This window comes from Microbacterium sp. M28, from assembly GCF_025836995.1.
Taxonomy (GTDB): Bacteria; Actinomycetota; Actinomycetes; order Actinomycetales; family Microbacteriaceae; genus Microbacterium.
The window spans coordinates 1,254,905-1,274,726 of sequence record NZ_CP107546.1; the positions used below are offsets into that span (position 1 = coordinate 1,254,905).

The following is a 19,822-nucleotide window of genomic DNA, read 5'->3' on the forward strand; positions in this document are numbered from 1 at the left end:
TCACTGTGCGCACGCGTCCGATCGCCCTGATTTCCACCCTCGCCGCGGCGACCCTGCTTCTCGCGGGCTGCGGCTCGAGCGCACCGGAGTCCGCGGAGACCCCGGATGCGTCCAAGGACCTCTGCTCGGTGGCTGCCGAATCCGGCAAGGCGTCGGACGGCGTGACGGTCGACGGCACCTTCGGCGAGGTGTCCGCTGCGACGTTCGAGCTCGGACAGACCGTGGACGAGCTGCAGCGCACCGTCGTCAGCGAGGGCGACGGCGACCGCATCGCGGACGGCGACTATGTCGAGTACGCGCTGAGCGCGTTCGACGCGACCACGGGCGAGCGTCTCGGTGACGCCGGCTACACGGACGGCGAGCTCCTCCCCGCCCAGATCACCGCCGATGCCTCGCTGGCACAGGTGATGGGCTGCGCCCCGGTCGGCACCCGGCTGTCGGTCGCCTTCCCGACCAGCGACCAGGCCGCTGCGCAGTTCTACATCATCGACGTCCTCGGCGTGACGCCGACCGCCGCATGGGGCACCGAGCAGGAGCCCGTCGAGGGCATGCCCACGGTGAAACTCGCCGAAGACGGCGAGCCCAGCGTCGAGATCCCGGATGCCGAGGCTCCCACCGAGCTGCAGATCGCCGTGCTCAAGGAGGGCGACGGCATGCCCGTCTCCGCCGGCGACACCACGCTGCTGCAGTACCAGGGCGTGAACTGGGAGACCGGAGAGGTCTTCGACGCGTCGTGGAAGAACGGTGCACCGATCAAGATCGACGGGAACACCTATGTCGAGGGATTCATCCAGGCTCTCGAAGGCCAGAAGGTCGGCTCGCAGGTCCTCGTGGTCATCCCGCCGGCGCTGGGCTACGGCGAGGCAGGCTCCAGCGAGCACGAGCTCGCCGGTCAGACCCTCGTGTTCGTGATCGACATCCTCGCCAACCAGACGGCAGCGATCCAGCAGTAACGGCGCCGCTAGGCTGGCGGCATGCGTCGCGTCATCGTCCTCGGCTCCACCGGCTCCATCGGCACTCAGGCGTTGGATGTGATCCGCGCCAATCCGCGGCGCTTCGAACTCGTCGGCCTCGCCGCCGGGTCGAACACCGAACTGCTCGCGCGTCAGGCGGAGGAGTTCCGCGTCGACGACACGGCGCTGGGCGCCGACGAGGCGCAGTCCCTCGTGCGCGATGTCGAGGCGGACGTCGTCCTCAACGCGATCACCGGGTCGATCGGACTCGGGCCGACCCTCGAAGCGCTGAAGGCCGGTAGGACGCTGGCACTCGCGAACAAGGAATCGCTCATCGTCGGCGGGGAACTCGTGCTGGCCGTGGCATCCCCCGGCCAGATCGTCCCCGTCGACTCGGAGCACTCCGCACTCGCGCAGGCGCTGCGATCGGGCTCCAAGGACGAGGTGCGCCGTCTGGTCGTCACCGCCTCCGGGGGACCGTTCCGCGGCCGCAACCGGGCGGAACTGGCGGACGTCACCCCGGCGGAGGCCCTCGCACACCCGACATGGGACATGGGGCGGGTGGTCACGACCAACTCTGCGACCCTCGTTAACAAGGGTCTCGAGGTCATCGAGGCGCACCTGCTGTTCGACGTCGACTACGACGACATCGACGTCGTGGTGCACCCGCAGTCCATCGTGCACTCGATGGTGGAGTTCATCGACGGGTCGACGATCGCCCAGGCGTCGCCGCCGGACATGCGCCTCGCGATCTCGCTCGGCCTGGACTGGCCGCACCGCGTCGGCGGCGTCGGCCGCCCGATGGACTGGACGCAGGCGACGCAGTGGACCTTCGAGCCGTTGGACGACGACGCGTTTCCCGCCGTCGGCCTGGCGAAGGCGGTCGGGCGGGCCGGATCCACGTTCCCGGCGGTCTACAACGCGGCCAACGAGCAGGCGGTCGACGCCTTCCACGAAGGGAGGCTGCCGTTCCTCGGAATCGTCGACACGATCGCCGCGGTCGTCGACGCCCACGAGCCGCCGGACCAGCTGACCGTCGCATCCCTGAGCGAGGCCGAGCGCTGGGCGCGAGAGCGCGCCGATCGGCTCATCGCGTCCTGACCGCCCTCCTGGGTGCCAGCACTTCCCGCGGTCCGACTCAGCGAGCTGAAGGTCAGGAGACCGGCCAGCCGGCATCCGCCAACGCCTGGCGGGCGAGAGCCCGCGCGGAGAACGGCGTGCGGACCCCGTCGATCTCGCGGTAGTCCTGGTGACCGGGGCCGGCCCACAGGATCGCGTCGCCGTCGCCGACCATTCCGACGGCGGTGCGGATCGCGTCCTCGGGGGCGGCGACCTCCAAGATCTCTGCTGCGGATGCCGCGCTGCGCGCACCCTCGAGCAGCGCGGCACGAATCGGTGCCGGCTCCTCATAACGCGGGTGGTGGTCGGTGACGATCACCACGTCGGCGCCCTCGGCGGCGACGCGCCCCATCACGGGGCGCTTGAGCGTGTCCCGGTTGCCCGAGGCGCCGAACATCATCACGACGCGGCCCGGTGTGACCTTCCGGACGGCGGCGAGGGTCTTCTCGAAAGCATCCGGTGTGTGCGAGAAGTCGACGTAGACCGCTGGTCCGTGGGCTCCCGACACGAGTTCGGTGCGACCCGGGAGCGCGGCCTCGACCGCTCCATCCCTCGTGAGGGCGGCGGCGATGCGCTCGAAGGAATACCCGCCCTCGACCAGCATCGCGATGGCCAGGCCCGTGTTGGCCGCCATGTGCGCGCCGATCACGCGGATCGTCGTGGTCACTTCGGCGCCCTCGGGGGATCGGACGGTGAAGGTCGTGCCACGCTGGTCCTCGTCGAGGACCGTCACGATCCAATCGGCGGCGGCCGCGGCATCCGCGTCCTCCGCCAGCTGAGGAGCGCCCACCGTGACCAGCGGGATCTCGGATCGCCGGACGACGTCCCAGCCGGACGGCGTGTCGACGCACACGACACCGCGGCGGGCGCGATCGGGGCGGAACAGCGCCAGCTTCGCCTCGAAGTAGGTCTCGAGGTCGCCGTAGTCGTCGAGGTGGTCGTGGGTGAGGTTCGTGAAGCCGGCGACGTCGAACACGAGACCGTCGACGCGGTGCCGGGAGAGCGCCTGGGCGCTCACCTCCACCGCGACCGCCTCGACGTCGCGCTCCCGCATGAGCGCCAGCAGGGCGTGCATCTCGGACGACTCGGGCGTCGTCAGGCGCGACACGATGGTGCGCCCGGCGATGTGGCGTTCGGCCGTCGAGCTCAGCCCGGTGACGACCCCGAGCTGACCCAGGATGCCTTCGAGCACGTGCGACGTGCTCGTCTTGCCGTTCGTTCCGGTCACGGCGAACAGGTGGGGCATGTCGCGGTCGGTGCCGTACAGCCAGGCGCTGATGACCCCGAGCGCCGCGCGGGGGTCGGCTGCGACGAGCACGGGAAGTCCGCTGGGAGCTGTCAGCTCAGCACCGGCGTCGTCTGTCAGGATCGCGACCGCACCCTGATCGGCGGCGGTCGTCGCGAACTCCGCTCCGTGCCGGCGTGCACCGTGGATGCCGACGAAGATCTCGCCCGCCCTGAGGTCCGATGTCGCCAGCGTGATGCCGCGTGCGGACAAGCCGTCGACGTCCCCGCGGACCTCGAGACCGAATCGCTCGGCGAGTTCCGTCAGCGGCCGGTGCGGCGGGTTCTCGGGTCGCAGGACGGGCGGCAGGGGAGCGGAGGCGGGTTCGGTGGCCATGTCGTATCCAGTTTCTCACGCGGGCGGGGCCGCACCGCGTGCTCCGAACTCCTGCAGTTTCGCAGCCGTGGACCGTGGAACCGCCGTGTTGCGGCGGGCTTCGGCCGGGCGGGCTGTCGAACTGCAGGAGTTCGGATCGCCTCAGGCCGCGCGGCGCCGGTAGGCGAGGATCGCCACGACGAGGGCGGCGACCCCGGCGACGAGTCCGCCTGCACCGAGCACGACCGCCACGGGGGCGGATGCGGCGTCATCGGCTGCGTCCGCATCGGACGACTCGCTGTCGGATGCTGCGGCGTCGGATGCGGCGTGCTCGCCGTGCTCGGCATCCGAGTCTTCGGCGGCGGCCAGACGGACGACCGGGGCCGGCGCATCGAGCGCGTGCGGATCCTGTCCAGGCTCGGCGAGCTCGACCCACGCGGTCGACCCGGTCTCGCAGATCTGCTCGACGGGGAAGGCGAGGGACTCGGGCGCGTCCTCTGCGGGCCGCACCTGCATGCTGACGGCGCCGCGCAGATCGCTCGGGATCGCCGTCGTGGCGCTGTACGTGACCACGTCGACGAGGCCGTCGTCGCCGCGTTCGACGGCGATCTCCCAGTCGGCGTCGACGGTCGGGGAGACCGATGCGAGGCCGTCGGGCATGGTGATCCGCAGCGCGGTCGTGGGGGAGTGCTCGCAGCCGTGCGTGAACGAGAACGTCAGCACGGCCGACTCGTCGGCGGTCACGCTGTCGGGGCTGACGCCCACGTGCGCTGAGGCGACGGCCGGAGCGGCGATCGCGAGGCCGGTGCCGAGGATCGCGGCGAGCGTACTGTGGCGGAGGAGGGAAGAGGACATGGATGGATCTCCTGGATCTGATCGGACGTCACCGCGGTGCGCGGTGCCGGAATCCGCCTGCGTCGCGGCGGGCGCACGTCGAGGCGGCGCATCCGGAAGAACGCGCTGCGGGACGTGCGGATCAGAACGAAGGAGGTCCGCGCCGGCTGACGGCGGTGGTCAGCGGCGTCAGTCCGGCCGCGAGCACGATCGCCGCCGGGGCGAGCTTGACGCGCGTGCGGACGGGGAGCGCGGGCAGGGCAGGCAGCAGTCGCGCCGTCGCCCATCCGGCGATGCCGCGAAGCATCCGCTCTCCGTGCCAGAGCAACGTCGTCGTCACGAATCCGGCGACGACGTGCGAGAGCAGCATCGCCGCGTCGGGTGCGGCGACGGTGACGCCGGAGCCCAGAGTCAGCACGTGGTCGTGCGCATGGGATGCCGTCGGCGCGACAGGATCCGTGAGGACTCCGGCGAGCACCTGGAACAGCACGTGGAAGACGAACTGCGACACGACGACCGTGAGCGCCGTGCGCAGCGCCGAAGGACGTCGCCCGATGAGCGCTGCGGCCAGCGGGATGAGCAGGACCGAGAGAGCGACGACGAGGAGGGGATGCGGAGGCATCCCGCCACCGATCGTGTGCGAGACCGCAGCGAGCGTCGTCGCCGTCGAAGTCGCCGCAGCAGCGCGCAGGATTCGCAGCTGCCGAGAGGTCACCCGAGCAGTCTATGCGCAGACTCAGCGGATTCCTCGTGACGGACCAGTACGGTGATGTGGTGGAAATCCTGCTGTACGTGGTCGGTATCCTCTTCATGCTCGTCGGCCTCGGCCTCTCGATCGGGCTGCACGAGATCGGCCATCTCGTCCCTGCGAAGCTGTTCGGCGTGCGCGTCGGGCAGTACATGATCGGCTTCGGCCCGCGGCTGTGGTCGAAGCGGATCGGCGAGACGGAGTACGGCTTCAAGGCGTTGCCGCTGGGTGGTTTCATCTCGATGTCCGGCATGTATCCGGCCTCGACGAGCGACAAGCCGGCCGGCGGGCTGTTCCGCACGCTGATCCAGGATGCGCGCTCGGCCAACGATGAGACCATCGCGGCCGGCGCCGAGGACCGCGTCTTCTACAAGCTGCCTGTGTACAAGCGGGTCATCGTGATGCTCGGCGGCCCGGTGATGAACCTGTTGCTCGCGATCGTCATCTTCACCGTGCTGGTCTCCGGCATCGGGCTGCAACAGGGGACCACGACGATCGCCTCCGTGTCCGAGTGCGTGCTGCCCGCCGGCACGTCGCAGACCGAGTGCTCCGCTGACGACCCGGCGACACCGGCCGCCGAGGCGGGCGTCCAGCCCGGCGACGTGATCGTCTCGATCGACGGCATCGAGGTGGCGACCTTCGCCGAGGCGACCGAGATCGTGCAGGCTTCGGCGGGTGAGTCGCTCGATGTCGTCGTCGAGCGCGACGGCGAACTCGTCCCGCTGGAGGTCACTCCGATCGCCGCGGAACGCACCATGACGGATGCGTCCGGTCAGCCGATCCTCGACGAGAACGGCGAGGAGATCGTCGCCGAGGTCGGATACGTCGGCATGGGTTCGCAGATGGGCTTCGTGCAGCAGCCGCTGACGGCCGGATTCGACATGACGATGCAGGCCGCCGGTCGCGTGACGACCATGATCGCGACGCTCCCGGTGCGGCTGTGGGACATCGCGGTGTCGACCTTCACCGGTGGCGAGAGGGATCCGAACGGGCCGCTCAGCGTCGTGGGCGTCGGACGACTCGCCGGCGAGGTCGCCGCGACCGATGCGCCGGTGCTGAACCGGTTCGCCGTGCTCCTGAACCTGCTCGGGTCGCTGAACGTGGCGCTGTTCGTGTTCAACATGATCCCGCTGCTGCCCCTGGACGGCGGTCACATCGTGGTTGCGCTGTGGGACGGCATCCGGCGCACCTGGGCGAAGCTGTTCCGTCAGCCGCCCCCCGCGCCGGTGGACGCGACGAGACTGGTGCCGCTGACCGTGGTCGTCGCGACGCTGCTCATCGCGATGGGCGCGCTGCTGCTGATCGCCGACGTGTTCAACCCGATCGACCTGCTCGGCGGCTGATACCGGCCGCTCAGGCCAGGGTGTGCGCGATCAGGCGCTGCAGGGTGCGGATGCCGTCGCGCGACAGGATCGACTCCAGGTGGCCCTGCACGCTGGCGACGTGCGGCGCGCGCAGCGCGTAGACGTCCCCGGTCGCGGCATCCGCGGAGACCTCGACCTCGCCGACTCGTGCGGTGCCGGGCGCGACGCGGGCCGTGAACGTGTTGTAGAAGCCGATCGAGGCGTCCTCGCCGAACACGGGGACGACCTTCTGGAGCCCCTGGTGCGGGCTGTCCAACGGAGCGAGGTCGATCCCGAAGCCGTCGGCGAGGATCTGGTGGCTCAGGCAGACGGCCAGCAACGGGCGCTGCCTGTCGCGGCGACGTGCGACGAGCTGCCGCATGCGGGCGATGCGCGGGCTGGAATCGTCGCGCGGGTCACCGGGGCCGGGGCCGGCGACGACGAGGTCGGCGGCGTCGGCATCCGCGTCGGTCGCCTCGCTCCACGGCAGGATCCGGACGTCGAGTCCGAGATGGCGCAGCTGGTGCGCGAGCATCGTCGTGAAGCGGTCCTCGGCGTCGACGACGAGTGCGGAGCGGCCGACGAACGGACCGGCGGTGTCGTCGCCCTGCGGGTTGAGCCAGAACTCGGCGAGACGGGCGTTGCGTGCGCTCAGCAGGGTGGTGACGTCGGCATCCGCGGCGAGATCGACCGGCGCCGCCGGGGCATCGGGATCCACCACCTCGTCGCGATCGATGGCGCCGATCGCGCCGAGGACGCCTGCCGCCTTGCCATGGGTCTCGCTGACCTCGCCGTGCGGGTCTGAGTGGCGCACGAGCGTCGCGCCGACGGGAACGCGCAGCGACCCGTCCTGCGCGTAGACGGTGCGGATGAGGATCGGCGCGTCGAGGTCGTGACCGCCGTGCGCGTTCGGCGTGAACAGCGCAGCGACGCCGGAGTAGTAGCCGCGGGGCTTCGCCTCGTGGCGGCGGATCACCGTGCACGCGTTCTGCATCGGGGAGCCGGTCACGGTCGGCGCGAACATCGTCTCGCGGAGGATGTCGCGGGGGTCGAGCCGGCTGGAGCCGCGCAGCATGTACTCGGTGTGCGTGAGCCGCGACATCTGCTTGAGATGAGGGCCGGTGATGCGTCCGCCGTCCGAGCACACGGCGCTCATCATCTTGAGCTCCTCGTCGACGACCATGAAGAGTTCCTCAGTCTCCTTCGTGGAGGAGAGGAACTCGACGAGGGACTCCTTGGTGGCGCCACCGGCAGGATGGCGGAAGGTGCCCGAGATCGGATTCATGGTCACGATGCCGTCCTTGGCGACGACATGCGCCTCAGGGCTCGCACCCACGAGGATCTGGCCGGGGGTGATGACCGCGAAGGTCCAGTACGCGCCGCGCTCGTGTTCGAGCAGGGCGCGGAACCAAGTGAGCGCCGCCGTGCGGTCGTCGCCGTCGAAACGGGCGGTGTAGTCGCGGCGGATCACGAAGTTGGCGCCCTCGCCCCGGCCGATCTCCTCGGCGATGACGCGCTCGACGACGGCGGCGTAGTCCTCGTCGGAGATGTCGAAGCCGGCATCCCGCAGCGCGATCGGCTCGCGGGGGAGCGAAGCCACCACGTCGTCGAACGGGAGATGGTCATGACGGTCGACGATGATGCAGCGCAACGGGGTCGCGTCGTCCCTCGCCTCGAACCCGCGCTCGCGGACCTGGCGATACGGGACGAGCGCGAACACCTCCTGCGGGGTTCCCTCAGCCGTCAGCGGGATGTCGGCGAGCAGGTCGACATCGACCACGTCACCGGTGAGCAGCTCGACGCTGTCGGAGCCCTCGCGTGCGATGAGCACGAAGGAGGCGCTCTGGTCGGGCAGCTGAATCATCGGGGTCTCCTGAGGATCGGGCATCCGGCGCGACTCAACGAAAAGACCGCCCCGGGGGCGGTCTGGATTCGTGGGAACGCGAACACACCGCCTAGGAGGCGGGCCACCAGGTGAGGTTCGCGAGCATGGGCCGAAACTATCACACTGCGTGTATCCAGCCTGGCCACGTTTCGGCCGCGTAATCTGGTGGGGTGCCAGCAGTCAATCTTGGGATGCCCCGCGTCCCCGAAGTCCTGAGCCCGCGCCGGAAGTCCCGCCAGATCAAGGTGGGCAAGGTGCTGGTCGGCGGTGACGCCCCCGTCAGCGTGCAGTCGATGACGACGACCAAGACCACCGACATCAACGGGACGCTTCAGCAGATCGCCGAGCTCACGGCATCCGGCTGCGAGATCGTGCGCGTCGCGGTGCCGTCGCAGGACGACGCCGATGTGCTGCACATCATCGCCAAGAAGAGTCAGATCCCCGTGATCGCCGACATCCACTTCCAGCCGAAGTACGTCTTCCAGGCGATCGACGCCGGCTGCGCCGCCGTGCGCGTCAACCCCGGCAACATCCGCAAGTTCGACGATCAGGTCGGCGCGATCGCCAAGGCCGCCAAGGATGCGGGGGTCTCGCTGCGAATCGGAGTCAACGCCGGCTCCCTGGACCCGCGTCTGCTCCAGAAGTACGGCAAGGCCACGCCGGAGGCGCTCGCCGAGAGCGCCCGCTGGGAGGCGTCGCTGTTCGAGGAGCACGACTTCCACGACTTCAAGATCTCGGTCAAGCACAACGACCCGGTGATCATGGTGCAGGCCTACCGTCTGCTGGCCCAGATGGGCGATTGGCCGCTGCACCTGGGCGTGACGGAGGCGGGCCCGGCGTTCCAGGGCACGATCAAGAGCGCGACGGCGTTCGGCATCCTGCTGGGTGAGGGTATCGGCGACACGATCCGTGTGTCCCTGTCCGCGCCGCCGGCCGAGGAGGTCAAGGTCGGCCACCAGATCCTGCAGTCGCTGAACCTCCGCGAGCGCAAGCTCGAGATCGTCTCGTGCCCGTCCTGCGGGCGTGCGCAGGTCGACGTCTACACGCTCGCCGAGGATGTCACCGAGGGCCTCAAGGATATGACGGTGCCGTTGCGCGTCGCTGTCATGGGCTGCGTCGTGAACGGTCCTGGTGAGGCTCGCGAGGCCGACCTCGGCGTCGCCTCGGGCAACGGCAAGGGGCAGATCTTCGTCAAGGGCGAGGTCATCAAGACCGTGCCGGAGGCGGACATCGTCGCGACGCTCATCGAGGAGGCGAACCGGATCGCCGCCGAGATGGGGCCGGATGCACCGCTCGGCACCGCTCAGGTGACGACCGTCTGATGGCGGTGATCACAGCCGCAGGTCTCGGCGAGCAGCACGTCGTCGCCGAACGGGCGACGCTGAGCGCGGAGGTCGCGATCGCTCACGTGGATCGCGACATGTCGATCCGGCAGGGCGCGAGGGTGCACGCGCAGCTCGCCGAAGAGGCTGTGCGTCTGCGCGCGTCCGGCGCCGCGACCTGGCATTCGGTGGATGTCCTCAGCACGAGCGCCCGCGTCTGGACCGACAAGAACGGTGCGAAGCACCGCGACCATCTCACCCGTGGCACGGTCCGCATCAAGATGTCACGGCTCGCGGAGGTGGCGGACGTCGTGGCGGCGCTGAGTGCGCTCGGTGCGACGGTGTCGACCTCGTGGGCGCTGACGGAGGTCACGCGCGACGCTGTCACTCGCCACCTGCGCTCGGTCGCGGTGAAGGATGCGTCAGCCAAGGCGGCCGATTTCGCGGCCGCACTCGGACAGACGGTGCAGCGTGTCGTGGCGATCCGTGAAGACCAGGGCTATGCGCCGCAGGGCGGTCGCGGGTCCGGTGGTGGCCCAGAGCTCACGATCCCCGAGATCACCGTGCGGGTCGCGGTCACGGGCGACTTCGAGACCGAATGATGTTCATGAAGGAGGACGAGGATGTCTGAACTGACTGTTCCGGCGCCGGTGCAGGCGATGGTCGACGCGATCAACGCCGCGGACACGGACGCGTTCGTGGCGGCGTTCACGGAAGACGGCTTCATCGACGACTGGGGCCGGGTGATGCGGGGTCGCGACGGCGTGCATCGGTGGGCGGGCAGTGACGCGATCGGTGCCGGTGCCCGGATGACCCTGCTGACCGCGGAGACCGAGGGCGATACGACGAGCGTGAGGTTCGCCTGGTCGAGTCGCGTGTTCAACGGCGAGTCGAACGGCATCTTCGTCGTAGACGGTGACCGTCTCGCCAGCTTCACGATTCCCCCGAACCACTGATGGCCGCGCAGGACACCGTGGTCTCGTTCGCATCGGGCGAGACAGCGGGAGAGAGCATCGTCCGCACCGTGCGTTCGCACCAGGGCGGCGCGATCGTCGTCACCGATGCGACGCCGTTCCACCCGATCGATCACACCTGGCCTGATCAGCCGGGTGATGCCGGGACCATCGCGTCCGGCGACGAGTCGGCCGATGTCGTCGAAGCCGTGATGGTCGCCGAGAGCGAGGACGGCGCGTTTTTCGTGGGCGCTGAGATCCCGGTCAAGCGCGGTGTCGTGGGATGGGCGTGGCAGGTCGGTCACCGGCTGGCGGCACCGGATGCGCCCGACTGGCTGAAACCGGGCGTCGAGGTCTCGTTGAGCGCGGATGCCGGGCTGCGGGCGGCACTCAGTCGGGGGCATACGTCGTGCCATCTCGCCTCGCTCGCCCTGGATCTCGCCGTCGCAGATCTGTGGCGCAAGGATCCGGGAACCGACGCGCTCGGCAACCCCGATTTCGAGGGTCGGGCGAACCAGACGAGCCGGATCCACGAGGGCGGCGCGGTCGATGAGTACCGGCTGGGGAAGAGCCTGCGTCGTGCCGGGTTCGATACGGAAAGCTTCGCGGCGTCGCTGGGCGAGCGCGAGCAGCGCATCAACGAGCAGTTGTCGGCCTGGGTCGCGTCGGGCGCCTCGAGCCGTATCGTGACAGACGGGCCGACGATCATCGACATGCGTCGATGGGAGTGCGCGCTGCCCGAGGGGACCGCGTCGATTCCCTGCGGTGGCACTCATGTGCATGCGCTGTCGGAGTTCGCGTCGATCGTCGTGTCGTTGGATCTGTCCGATCCGCAGCTGCTCGTGATGACGACGGTGGCGACGCCGGCAGCTTAGAGGGCTCGTACGGCCGGGCGGCTCGCACGGCACAGCCGGCTCGTATGGCTTAGCAGTCTCGTACGGCCGGGCCGCTGGTTCGGCCCAGGTGTCTCGCACGACTTGGCCGTCTCCCATGGCCTGGCCTGCACGTACAGCCTGGCGGCTCGCATGGCTTAGCCGTCTCGTACGGCCGGGCCGGCTGGTTCGGCCCAGGTGTCTCGCACGACTTGGCTGTCTCCCATGGCCTGGTCGGTTCGTACGGCGTCACCGAGCTTCGCGCTGAGTCCGGCGGCCAGCACGTGTGCCTGCGCGAGCGGGATCCAGCGGCAGGTCCACGCGTGGTCGGCGTCCGCGTCTGACGGGTCGTGCTCTCCGGCCGACCACACCGTGCTGATGTCGGTGACGTCGACGGACATCAGGAAGAAGTGCCGCCGGGCGATCTCGTCGCGCGACGGCGCGAGGTCGTAGTCGGTCGCACCGAGGGCGCGCTCGACGCGGCCGTGCAGTCCGGTCTCCTCGCGCAGTTCGCGGACTGCGGCGTCGGCCGGTGTCTCGCCGGGGTGGACGCTGCCTGCGGGCACTTGCACGCCGGTGACATCCATCGGCTGGTGATCGTGCGTGAAGACGAGCAGATGTCCGTCGGCGATCACGTAGCAGACGGCCTTCTCGACGACGGTGGGCTGGGGCGACGACATGTTGTCAGCCTAGAGACGGGGCACCGGAACCGTCGTCTCGTTCCGGACGCGGGTCCGGAACGACAGCGTCAGGGTCGGGTTGTCGATAATCCGACGCGCGCACTGTCGACGGCGGCCGTGAACGGCCATGCCGCCCGCGCGACGAACGTCAGGCCTCAGGCGCGGAATGCCGGCACATCAAGTGCTGATCCGTCAGGTGACGAGCGCGGCTCGGCTGGTTGTGTTCGCGAAGGCGCGTCAGGCTGAGTGTGCGGATGTCTGTAGGCCCGTCGGTGCGGAGATCCGCCAGGTCGCGAGTTCGGGTCCGCTGGTTGTGCCCGCGAAGCTGCGTCACGCCGCACGCGTAGAGGTCCGTCAGCCCACCGGTGTGGAGACCCGACACGTGCCCCGGCGAAGACGGGTCAGGCTGCAGGCGCGAATCGTCGCGGCGGCGGATCGATGTCCGAGAACGCGTAGCGCAGGGCGACCCGCGGTGGCAGCGCGACGGTCGCACCACCCGGTTCGCGCAAGACGAAGTCGTCTGTTCCGTCGCGGGTGATCCGCCATCCGCCGTGATGCAGCTGCATGTGGTGGAAGCGGCAGAGCAGGATGCCGCGTTCCACGTCCGTGCGTCCTCCTCCCGCCCACTCATCGATGTGATGCGCCTCGCAGTACGAGGCTGGCCGGTCGCAGTTCCGCCATCGGCATCCGCCGTCTCGGACGGCCAGTGCGATGCGCTGCGGAGGTGTGAAGAGCCGCTGCTCACGTCCGATCCGCAGCGGGTTCCCGCGCGGATCGACCGTCACGAGGAGCGCTCCGCTGTCGCAGATGTGCTGTTCGGCGCTCTCGCGGGGGAGAGCGATCAAGCCGTCTTCGGTCAGCGCGGCTCCGCGCTCGCCGTCGTGGTCGATCGTCTGCACGAGTCGGACGCCGGCCTGCTTGACGCCGAAGACGGTCGCAGCGTCGGCCCGGGACCCGGCATCGAGGAGATCGATCATCAGGTCGTACGCGAGCTGGTCGTTGGTGCGCGGGTCGGCGGCGAGCGTCTGCGCGGCTGCCTGCTCGGCATCGTCGACGAAGCGCGGCCCGCCGCGCCGCGGACGCAACGCGGCGTCGTGGATGGTCTTCACGAGAGCGAAGCCTTCGTCGTCGTAGGTGGTCGCGCCGTGGTGGACGCCGTCGCGATCAGTCCACATGCGGAATGAGCGGTTCTCGTGCCGCTCCAGGAAGCGGCGCCTGGAGCCGTCCGGGTCGAGGATGTCGCGCAGGGTGCGCGCAGCCGATGTCAGCTCTTCGACCGTGCGGTGCGCCGCCTCATCGACCAGTTGCGCGACGGCCAGCGTCCACGCGGCGAGGCCCTCGGCATCCGGCACCCGATCGCCGTCGTCTTCGTGCGGCGGCTCGCCCAGGCCCCGCAGGACCGCGTCGTGCTGCGCGGCGGAGATGCGCCCGGTCAGCAACGCCTGGTCGGCTGGCTCATGCCAGGTGTGCGCGGGTGATGCCGCGTCGTGGGCCTCACCCGCGGTGGCGTCGCGGTCGGAGCTGCCCAGCAGCGCCGATCCGACGCGGATCCGCTGTGCGGCATCCGAACGGGTGCTCCCGGTGACGTCCTGCAGGAGTCCGACGGTGCTCCGATGTCCGTGCCGCTGCGCCAGGCCATCGTGTCCGGACTCGCGCGCGGATCGCGCCGCGGCGATGCCGGCACCCAGCGCGGTGACCCTGTCGAGGCACCGCGAGAGCGCAGCTGACGCGCGCATCGTCTCGACGAGTTCGTCATCGGAGAGCGCACGCAGTGCCGTGGGGAGCTCGGTGGCCGCAGCATCCTCACCGAGGAGCGCGCGCAGGGTCGTGACCTGCTCGTCGATCTCGGTGAAGAAGCTCATACGACGATGATCCCCGAGGCCACCGACATTCGAACCTTTTTTCGAGTCCGATTCAGCCGATAGCCGGTAACGGATTCATAACGCCTTCGCTGAGTACGCTGGCGTCATGCCCCTCGCGCTGTTCGATCTGGACGGCACGTTGATCGATCAGGCGAAAGCGGCGGCGCGGTGGGCTCGAGAGTTCGGCGAGCAGCGCGAACTGAGATCCGACCAGATCGCATACCTCGCGGCAGCCCTCGGCGAACGGCGCTCGAAGGCGGATGTCTTCGAGGACGTCGTCGACACCTTCGCCTTGTCTGACGACCCGATCCGGTTGCGGGAGGCGTATCGCCGTCGGATGCCGCGGTTCGTGACCTGTCCCGATGGAGCGCTCGAGGCGCTCGCGGCGATGCGTTCGGCGGGCTGGACGATCGGTATCGTCACCAACGGCGAGGTCGACAATCAGGAGGGCAAGATCCTTCGAACCGGTCTCGGCGACGCGGTCGACGGATGGGTGATCTCCGCGGAGGCCGGCGTCCGCAAACCGGATCCGGCGATCTTCGCTCTGGCTGCTCGTCGCCTCGGAGCGCCGCTGCGTGGCTGGATGATCGGAGACGGCCTCGAATCCGACGTCCTCGGCGGCGCGGCCGCGGGACTCGAGACGGCATGGATCGCGGATGACCCTACCGGCGACCTCGGGACCGTCGCAACGATCACCGCGGCCGATGTGCCCACCGCGATCACGCGGATTCTCGCTTCGAGCTGATCTGAAAGGATCGGCTCACTGATCCTCAGAACGCGTCGAGCGCCTCGGCGAGCATCCGATGCCCCTGGGCCTCGAAGTCCTCCTCACCCACCTGGAACGCCCAGCAGGCGGTCCCGACCGCTTCCTTGAGTCGGTCCCAACGCCAGAGGTCCGGATCCCGCGGGTCCTCGCCGTACCCCTCGAAGAAGGCCTGCTCGAGGTCCGGCCTTCCGCGCCACTGCTGAGCATCCAGGCGTGCGAGATCGCTGGACGGCGGACGGAAGCCGAAACGCCCGAAGTCGATGATCCGCACGGTGCCGTCGTCGAGCAGCCAGTTCCGCGGCTGCCAGTCACCGTGCGTCGGCACCACTCGGACGGGGCCGGTCGGAGCGGCCGCAAGCGCCACTCGCGCCGCCCTCTCATCCGTCTCGTCGATGCGGTGCGGACCGTCGAGCCATCTCAGCGCCCGAGCGGCCGTGGCGGACTGCACGTCGGCATCCATGCGCGACTCGAGATCGTGCAACCGGCGCAGCAGCGCGCCCGCCTGCCGATACGTGGATGACTCGTGCTCGGCATCCGTGCCCTCGACGAGGTCGCCCGGCAGGTAGTCGAGCACCATCACGCGCAGCGACAGGTCGGAGTCGCGCAGGAGAGCCGCGTGTCCGGTCGCGACGAGATCATGTGTGTACGCCGGGTGCGCGGCCCATTCGCGGGCGAAGTGGTGGTTCGATGCGCCACCGGCTTTGAGGACGACGTCGCCGTCCGTGGTCCGAAGGTGAAGCACCGTCGACTCCACGACGCCCCAGGACATGTCGCGAACGACTCGCGCGTCGGGCATCCGCTCGGAGACCCACTGCCACTGCGCCGGTGTCAGGCGCCCGGGCCGATCGCTCACGTCGAGAACTCCAGCTCGCCCTTCGTGATGTCGGCGCGGACCAGAGTCAGTGAAACGATATCGCCCGGAGCGGAGCCGGCAGGGACGGGAGCGGACGCCGTGACGGCGGGGTCCGCGATCTGAACGGCCGCACGGTCTCCGTCTCGGATCTCGATCACACTCGCCTCGACCCGTGAGCCGACGAACGGGGTCATCAGCGCCGCCTCGACGCAGTTGATCGTCGCGGAGTTCAACTTCGAGGCGCGCTGCGAGGATGCTTGCATGAGCCCGGGCAGCTCGGGCAGCGACTCGCGGGCCCATCCTGGTGCCTCCCGCCCGGACGAGACGGCCAGACAGATCGCGAGAGCCCATCGGTCGACGAGCCTGCGCAGGGGAGCGGTCGCGTGCGCGTACGGGGCAGCGATCGCCGCCTGTTCGGCATCCGCGGGTGCGGCGCCGTCGAACACGACGTACCCCGCGCCCCGGAACAGCGCCGCCGCGGCCTCGAGCACGGGCAGCGTCAGCGGATCCGCCCGGTCGAGCTCGCGCAGGTACTCGCCGTACTCGCCCCTCGTCCAGGGGCGTCCCAGAGCCTCGGTCTGCCGGCGGAACGCTTCGAACGACTTCTCATCCGGTTGCGGCATCGTCCGCAGCACGCCGACGCCGGCATCGATCATGACGGATGCCGCGGTCATCCCGGTCATCAGCGACAACTGCGCGTTCCACTCCTCGACGGGCAACGGCCGACGGCGCTCGATCCGGTACGTGCCGTCGTCGGCGCGCACGACCTCCTCATCGGGAAGATTGAGACTCGCCCCGCCACGCGCGCGCTCCTGCTCGACGCGGAGCTCGCCGATCCCGCGGAGCAGATCGGCGGGAGATTCCTCCCCGGCATCCAGCATCCGTTGGAGTGCGGCGTACTCGAGTTGCGCCCGCGACCGGATCAGCGCCCGCTCGAGACGGAAGTCGGTCACATCGCCGTCGCCGGACAGCGCGAACGTCCACACCAGCGCCGGGCGCTCGACGTCCGGGAGGAGCGAGGCGCGATCCTCGCTGAGCGACCGAGGATGCAGCGGGATCGACCCATCCGCCGCATACAGGGTCTGGCCGCGCAGGCGCGCCGCGGCATCCAGAGCTCCACCGGGCGTGACGAATGACGGGACGTCGGCGATCGCGTAACGCACCTCGAAACCCGAACCCGCGCGCGCGAGATGAAAAGCCTGGTCGAGATCCTTCGAGCCGGGCGGGTCCAGCGTCACGAACGGCACGTCGCGCAGGTCGAGCTCCGGAACGGATGCCGAAGCCGATGCCGCCTCGGACTCGGCCTGCGCGGAGAACTCGACCGGCGCATCGAGGGATGCTCGCAGTCCGGCGAGCGCCGCGGCCAGCTCGCTCTGGGCGGCGGACGGGGCGACATGGGCGCGACGCTGAGGCATGCATCGAGACTATCCAGAGCCGTCGTCCCGAGGGGGCGTTAGCGTGTGATCATGACCGTTGCAGAGAAAGCCAAGACCCTTGTCGCCCTCCACCGCGCCCCGGAGATCCTCCGCGTCGTGAACGTCTGGGACGTCGTATCGGCCCAGGCCGTCGCCGCGCTCGGCGAGACCAAGGCCCTCGCCACCGCCGGGCACTCGATCGCCGCCACGTTCGGCTATGCGGACGGCACGATTCCGCGCGAGATCATGCTCGACATGGTGTCGCGCATCGCCTCGGCTGTGGACGTCCCGGTGACCGCGGACCTCGACGACGGGTACGGCGACGCGGGGGAGACGACGCGCCTCGCGATCGCCGCCGGCGCGGTCGGTGCGAACATCGAGGACCGGCTGAAGCCGCTGGCCGAGTCCGTCTCGGACGTCGCGGCGATCGTCAAGGCCGGTGAGGCGGAAGGCGTGTCCTTCGCACTCAACGCCCGCACCGACGCGATCGTGCGCGGAGGCGACCGTCCGCTCCAGGAGAGCATCGCGGATGCGATCGAACGCGGCCGCGCCTACCTCGACGCCGGCGCGACGACGATCTTTGTCCCCGGCATCCTGGACGCCGACGTCACACGCCAGCTCGTCTCCGGCATCGGCGAGAACCGGGTCAGCGTCATCGGGCTGCCAGGCGCCCTCACGGCCGCCGAGTACGAGGCGCTGGGCGTCGCCCGCATCTCCTACGGCCCGACGACCCAGCGCGTCGCCCTCACGGCGCTGCAGGATCTCGCATCGAGCCTCTACGCCGACGGTGTCATCCCGGCGAGCACCCGCGCACTGAACTGATCGGATCGGACGAGTGGCCGCGCGCCCTAGACTTGTCGCGTGGTCACTCGTCTCTCGAACTTCTTCCTCCGCACGCTCCGTGAAGACCCCTCCGACGCCGAGGTCACCAGCCACAGGCTGCTGGTCCGCGCCGGATACATCCGTCGCGCCGCTCCGGGTATCTTCACGTGGCTGCCACTGGGACTGAAGGTCAAGGCGAAGATCGAAGCCGTCGTCCGCGAGGAGATGGCCGCGTCGGGCGCGCACGAGGTGCACTTCCCCGCGCTGCTGCCGCGCGACCCCTACGAGGCATCAGGCCGCTGGGAATCCTACGGCGACAACATCTTCCGACTGCAGGACCGCAAAGGCAGCGACTATCTGCTCGCGCCCACGCACGAGGAGATGTTCACGCTCCTGGTGAAGGATCTGTACTCCTCGTACAAGGATCTGCCCCTGACCATCTATCAGATCCAGGACAAGTACCGCGACGAGGCGCGTCCCCGCGCCGGCCTCCTGCGCGGCCGCGAATTCACGATGAAGGACGCGTACTCGTTCGACTCGTCGGATGCCGGGCTCGAGGTCAGCTACCAGAAGCAGCGGGATGCCTATGAGCGCATCTTCCAGCGCCTCGGCCTCGAATACGTCATCGTCAACGCGGACAACGGACTCATGGGTGGCGCGCGCAGCGAGGAGTTCCTGCACCCCACCCCGGTCGGCGAGGACACCTTCGTCCGCTCCGCCGGCGGCTACGCCGCGAACGTCGAGGCGTTCACGACGGCGGTACCGGACTCCGTGCCGTTCGACACGGTGGGCGAAGCGACGATCTTCGACTCCCCGGACACGCCCACGATCGAGACGCTGGTCGCGCACGCCAACGAGGCGCTCGAAGGCGACTACACCGCGGCGGACACGCTGAAGAACGTCGTGCTCGCCCTGACCCACGCCGACGGCTCGCGGGAACTCGTCGTGGTCGGCATCCCCGGTGACCGCGATGTGGATGAGAAGCGCGCCGAGGTCGCCTTCGCCCCCGCGGAGGTGTCGACCGCGACACCGGACGACTTCGAGAACAACCCTCTTCTCGTCCGCGGCTACATCGGACCGTGGTCGCCCACCGGCGCTGTGCTCGGTGAGGAGTCGGCCACCGGCATCCGCTATCTGGTCGACCCCCGCGTCAGCGAAGGCACCCGATGGATCACGGGGGCGAACATCGACCAGAAGCACGCCTACGACGTCGTCGCCGGACGCGACTTCTTCGCCGACGGGATCGTCGAGATCGCGAACGTCCGCGCCGGCGACCCCGCCCCGGACGGATCGGGGCCCGTTGAGCTCGCGCGCGGCATGGAGATCGGCCACATCTTCCAGTTGGGGCGTTTCTTCGCCGAGACGCTCGGACTGAAGGTCCTGGACGAGAACGGCAAGCTGGTCACCGTCACGATGGGTTCCTATGGCATCGGCATCACGCGCATCCTCGCGATCATCGCGGAGCTCAACAACGACGACAAGGGCCTGATCTGGCCGGCGTCCGTCGCACCGTTCGACGTGCACGTGGTCGCCGCGGGTCGCGATCAGGTCGCCTTCGAGGTCGCCGAGCAGGTCGCCGCCCGCCTCGAGGGGGCCCGACTCGACGTCCTCTACGACGACCGCCCGAAGGTGTCTCCCGGCGTGAAGTTCGGCGATGCCGAGCTGGTCGGGGTTCCCCGCGTGCTCGTGGTCGGCCGCGGCGCTGCCGACGGCCAGGTCGAACTGTGGGACCGCCGTACCGGTGAGCGCGATGCGCTGTCTGTCGATGAGGCGATCGCCCGGCTCACGGCCTGAG

The 19,822-nt window shown here is 69.5% G+C and carries 18 protein-coding genes; 10 read left to right on the forward strand and 8 right to left on the reverse strand.

What is annotated here, in order from left to right; translation table 11 throughout:
* The first annotated feature begins 5 nt into the window (after nucleotides 1-5).
* Both OED01_RS06195 and dxr read left to right on the forward strand, forming a co-directional pair.
* Nucleotides 6-953 (forward strand): FKBP-type peptidyl-prolyl cis-trans isomerase, encoded by a 948-nt coding sequence (locus OED01_RS06195; protein WP_264157503.1) that lies wholly within the window; start codon nucleotides 6-8, stop codon nucleotides 951-953.
* A gap of 21 nt (nucleotides 954-974) precedes the next feature.
* Nucleotides 975-2,054, forward strand: a complete 1,080-nt coding sequence (dxr, locus tag OED01_RS06200) for a 1-deoxy-D-xylulose-5-phosphate reductoisomerase (RefSeq protein ID WP_264157504.1) — start codon at nucleotides 975-977, stop codon at nucleotides 2,052-2,054.
* A gap of 52 nt (nucleotides 2,055-2,106) precedes the next feature.
* Here the strand turns inward: dxr and OED01_RS06205 are convergent, their stop codons facing one another.
* From OED01_RS06205 to OED01_RS06215, 3 genes are all read right to left on the reverse strand, one after another.
* On the reverse strand, nucleotides 2,107-3,693 hold the full coding sequence (locus tag OED01_RS06205) for a Mur ligase family protein (protein ID WP_264157505.1): 1,587 nt from the start codon (nucleotides 3,691-3,693) through the stop codon (nucleotides 2,107-2,109).
* Between the two features lie 141 nt (nucleotides 3,694-3,834).
* Nucleotides 3,835-4,527 carry a YcnI family copper-binding membrane protein gene (locus OED01_RS06210; protein WP_264157506.1) on the reverse strand — a complete coding sequence of 231 codons (693 nt, stop codon included), beginning with the start codon at nucleotides 4,525-4,527 and terminating at the stop codon, nucleotides 3,835-3,837.
* 121 nt (nucleotides 4,528-4,648) lie between these two features.
* Complete coding sequence (locus OED01_RS06215) at nucleotides 4,649-5,221, reverse strand: hypothetical protein (RefSeq protein WP_264157507.1); 573 nt, start codon at nucleotides 5,219-5,221, stop codon at nucleotides 4,649-4,651.
* Between the two features lie 59 nt (nucleotides 5,222-5,280).
* Here OED01_RS06215 and OED01_RS06220 point away from each other — a divergent pair, with 59 nt between their 5' ends.
* Complete coding sequence (locus tag OED01_RS06220; RefSeq protein ID WP_264157508.1) at nucleotides 5,281-6,597, forward strand: M50 family metallopeptidase; 1,317 nt, start codon at nucleotides 5,281-5,283, stop codon at nucleotides 6,595-6,597.
* Between the two features lie 10 nt (nucleotides 6,598-6,607).
* Here the strand turns inward: OED01_RS06220 and OED01_RS06225 are convergent, their stop codons facing one another.
* Complete coding sequence (locus OED01_RS06225) at nucleotides 6,608-8,461, reverse strand: chorismate-binding protein (RefSeq protein WP_264157509.1); 1,854 nt, start codon at nucleotides 8,459-8,461, stop codon at nucleotides 6,608-6,610.
* A 191-nt stretch (nucleotides 8,462-8,652) separates the two neighbouring features.
* Here OED01_RS06225 and ispG point away from each other — a divergent pair, with 191 nt between their 5' ends.
* The 4 genes from ispG to OED01_RS06245 are packed head-to-tail and all read left to right on the forward strand — an operon-like array spanning nucleotide 8,653 to nucleotide 11,632.
* A complete protein-coding gene (gene ispG / locus OED01_RS06230) occupies nucleotides 8,653-9,804 on the forward strand; it encodes a flavodoxin-dependent (E)-4-hydroxy-3-methylbut-2-enyl-diphosphate synthase (protein WP_264157510.1) in 1,152 nt (383 codons plus the stop codon).
* On the forward strand, nucleotides 9,804-10,406 hold the full coding sequence (locus tag OED01_RS06235) for an SIMPL domain-containing protein (RefSeq protein ID WP_264157511.1): 603 nt from the start codon (nucleotides 9,804-9,806) through the stop codon (nucleotides 10,404-10,406). The genes ispG and OED01_RS06235 overlap by 1 nt, the downstream gene beginning before the upstream one ends.
* 21 nt (nucleotides 10,407-10,427) lie before the next feature.
* Nucleotides 10,428-10,760 carry a nuclear transport factor 2 family protein gene (locus OED01_RS06240; RefSeq protein ID WP_264157512.1) on the forward strand — a complete coding sequence of 111 codons (333 nt, stop codon included), beginning with the start codon at nucleotides 10,428-10,430 and terminating at the stop codon, nucleotides 10,758-10,760.
* Nucleotides 10,760-11,632 (forward strand): alanyl-tRNA editing protein, encoded by an 873-nt coding sequence (locus tag OED01_RS06245; RefSeq protein ID WP_264157513.1) that lies wholly within the window; start codon nucleotides 10,760-10,762, stop codon nucleotides 11,630-11,632. The genes OED01_RS06240 and OED01_RS06245 overlap by 1 nt, the downstream gene beginning before the upstream one ends.
* A gap of 155 nt (nucleotides 11,633-11,787) precedes the next feature.
* On the opposite strand, the gene OED01_RS06250 is transcribed toward OED01_RS06245, so the two are convergent.
* Together OED01_RS06250 and OED01_RS06255 are read right to left on the reverse strand one after the other, a co-directional pair.
* Nucleotides 11,788-12,309 (reverse strand): NUDIX domain-containing protein, encoded by a 522-nt coding sequence (locus OED01_RS06250; RefSeq protein WP_264157514.1) that lies wholly within the window; start codon nucleotides 12,307-12,309, stop codon nucleotides 11,788-11,790.
* 401 nt (nucleotides 12,310-12,710) lie between these two features.
* A complete protein-coding gene (locus OED01_RS06255; protein WP_264157515.1) occupies nucleotides 12,711-14,171 on the reverse strand; it encodes an HNH endonuclease signature motif containing protein in 1,461 nt (486 codons plus the stop codon).
* 106 nt (nucleotides 14,172-14,277) lie between these two features.
* On the opposite strand from OED01_RS06255, the gene OED01_RS06260 reads away from it, so the two are divergent.
* Nucleotides 14,278-14,916 (forward strand): HAD family hydrolase, encoded by a 639-nt coding sequence (locus tag OED01_RS06260; RefSeq protein ID WP_264157516.1) that lies wholly within the window; start codon nucleotides 14,278-14,280, stop codon nucleotides 14,914-14,916.
* A 25-nt stretch (nucleotides 14,917-14,941) separates the two neighbouring features.
* On the opposite strand, the gene OED01_RS06265 is transcribed toward OED01_RS06260, so the two are convergent.
* A complete protein-coding gene (locus tag OED01_RS06265) occupies nucleotides 14,942-15,790 on the reverse strand; it encodes an aminoglycoside phosphotransferase family protein (RefSeq protein WP_264157517.1) in 849 nt (282 codons plus the stop codon).
* Nucleotides 15,787-17,205: an RNB domain-containing ribonuclease gene (locus tag OED01_RS06270; protein WP_264157518.1), complete on the reverse strand. Its 1,419-nt coding sequence runs from the start codon at nucleotides 17,203-17,205 to the stop codon at nucleotides 15,787-15,789. Before OED01_RS06270 ends, OED01_RS06265 begins: the two co-directional genes overlap by 4 nt.
* 51 nt (nucleotides 17,206-17,256) lie before the next feature.
* Between OED01_RS06270 and OED01_RS06275 the strand changes: the two genes are divergently transcribed.
* The gene (locus OED01_RS06275; protein ID WP_264157519.1) at nucleotides 17,257-18,027 is read left to right on the forward strand and encodes an isocitrate lyase/PEP mutase family protein; all 771 of its coding nucleotides are present in this window, start codon (nucleotides 17,257-17,259) and stop codon (nucleotides 18,025-18,027) included.
* A 39-nt stretch (nucleotides 18,028-18,066) separates the two neighbouring features.
* Nucleotides 18,067-19,821, forward strand: coding sequence for a proline--tRNA ligase (locus OED01_RS06280; RefSeq protein WP_264157520.1), 1,755 nt, complete (start codon nucleotides 18,067-18,069; stop codon nucleotides 19,819-19,821).
* The last annotated feature ends 1 nt before the right edge of the window (nucleotide 19,822 follow it).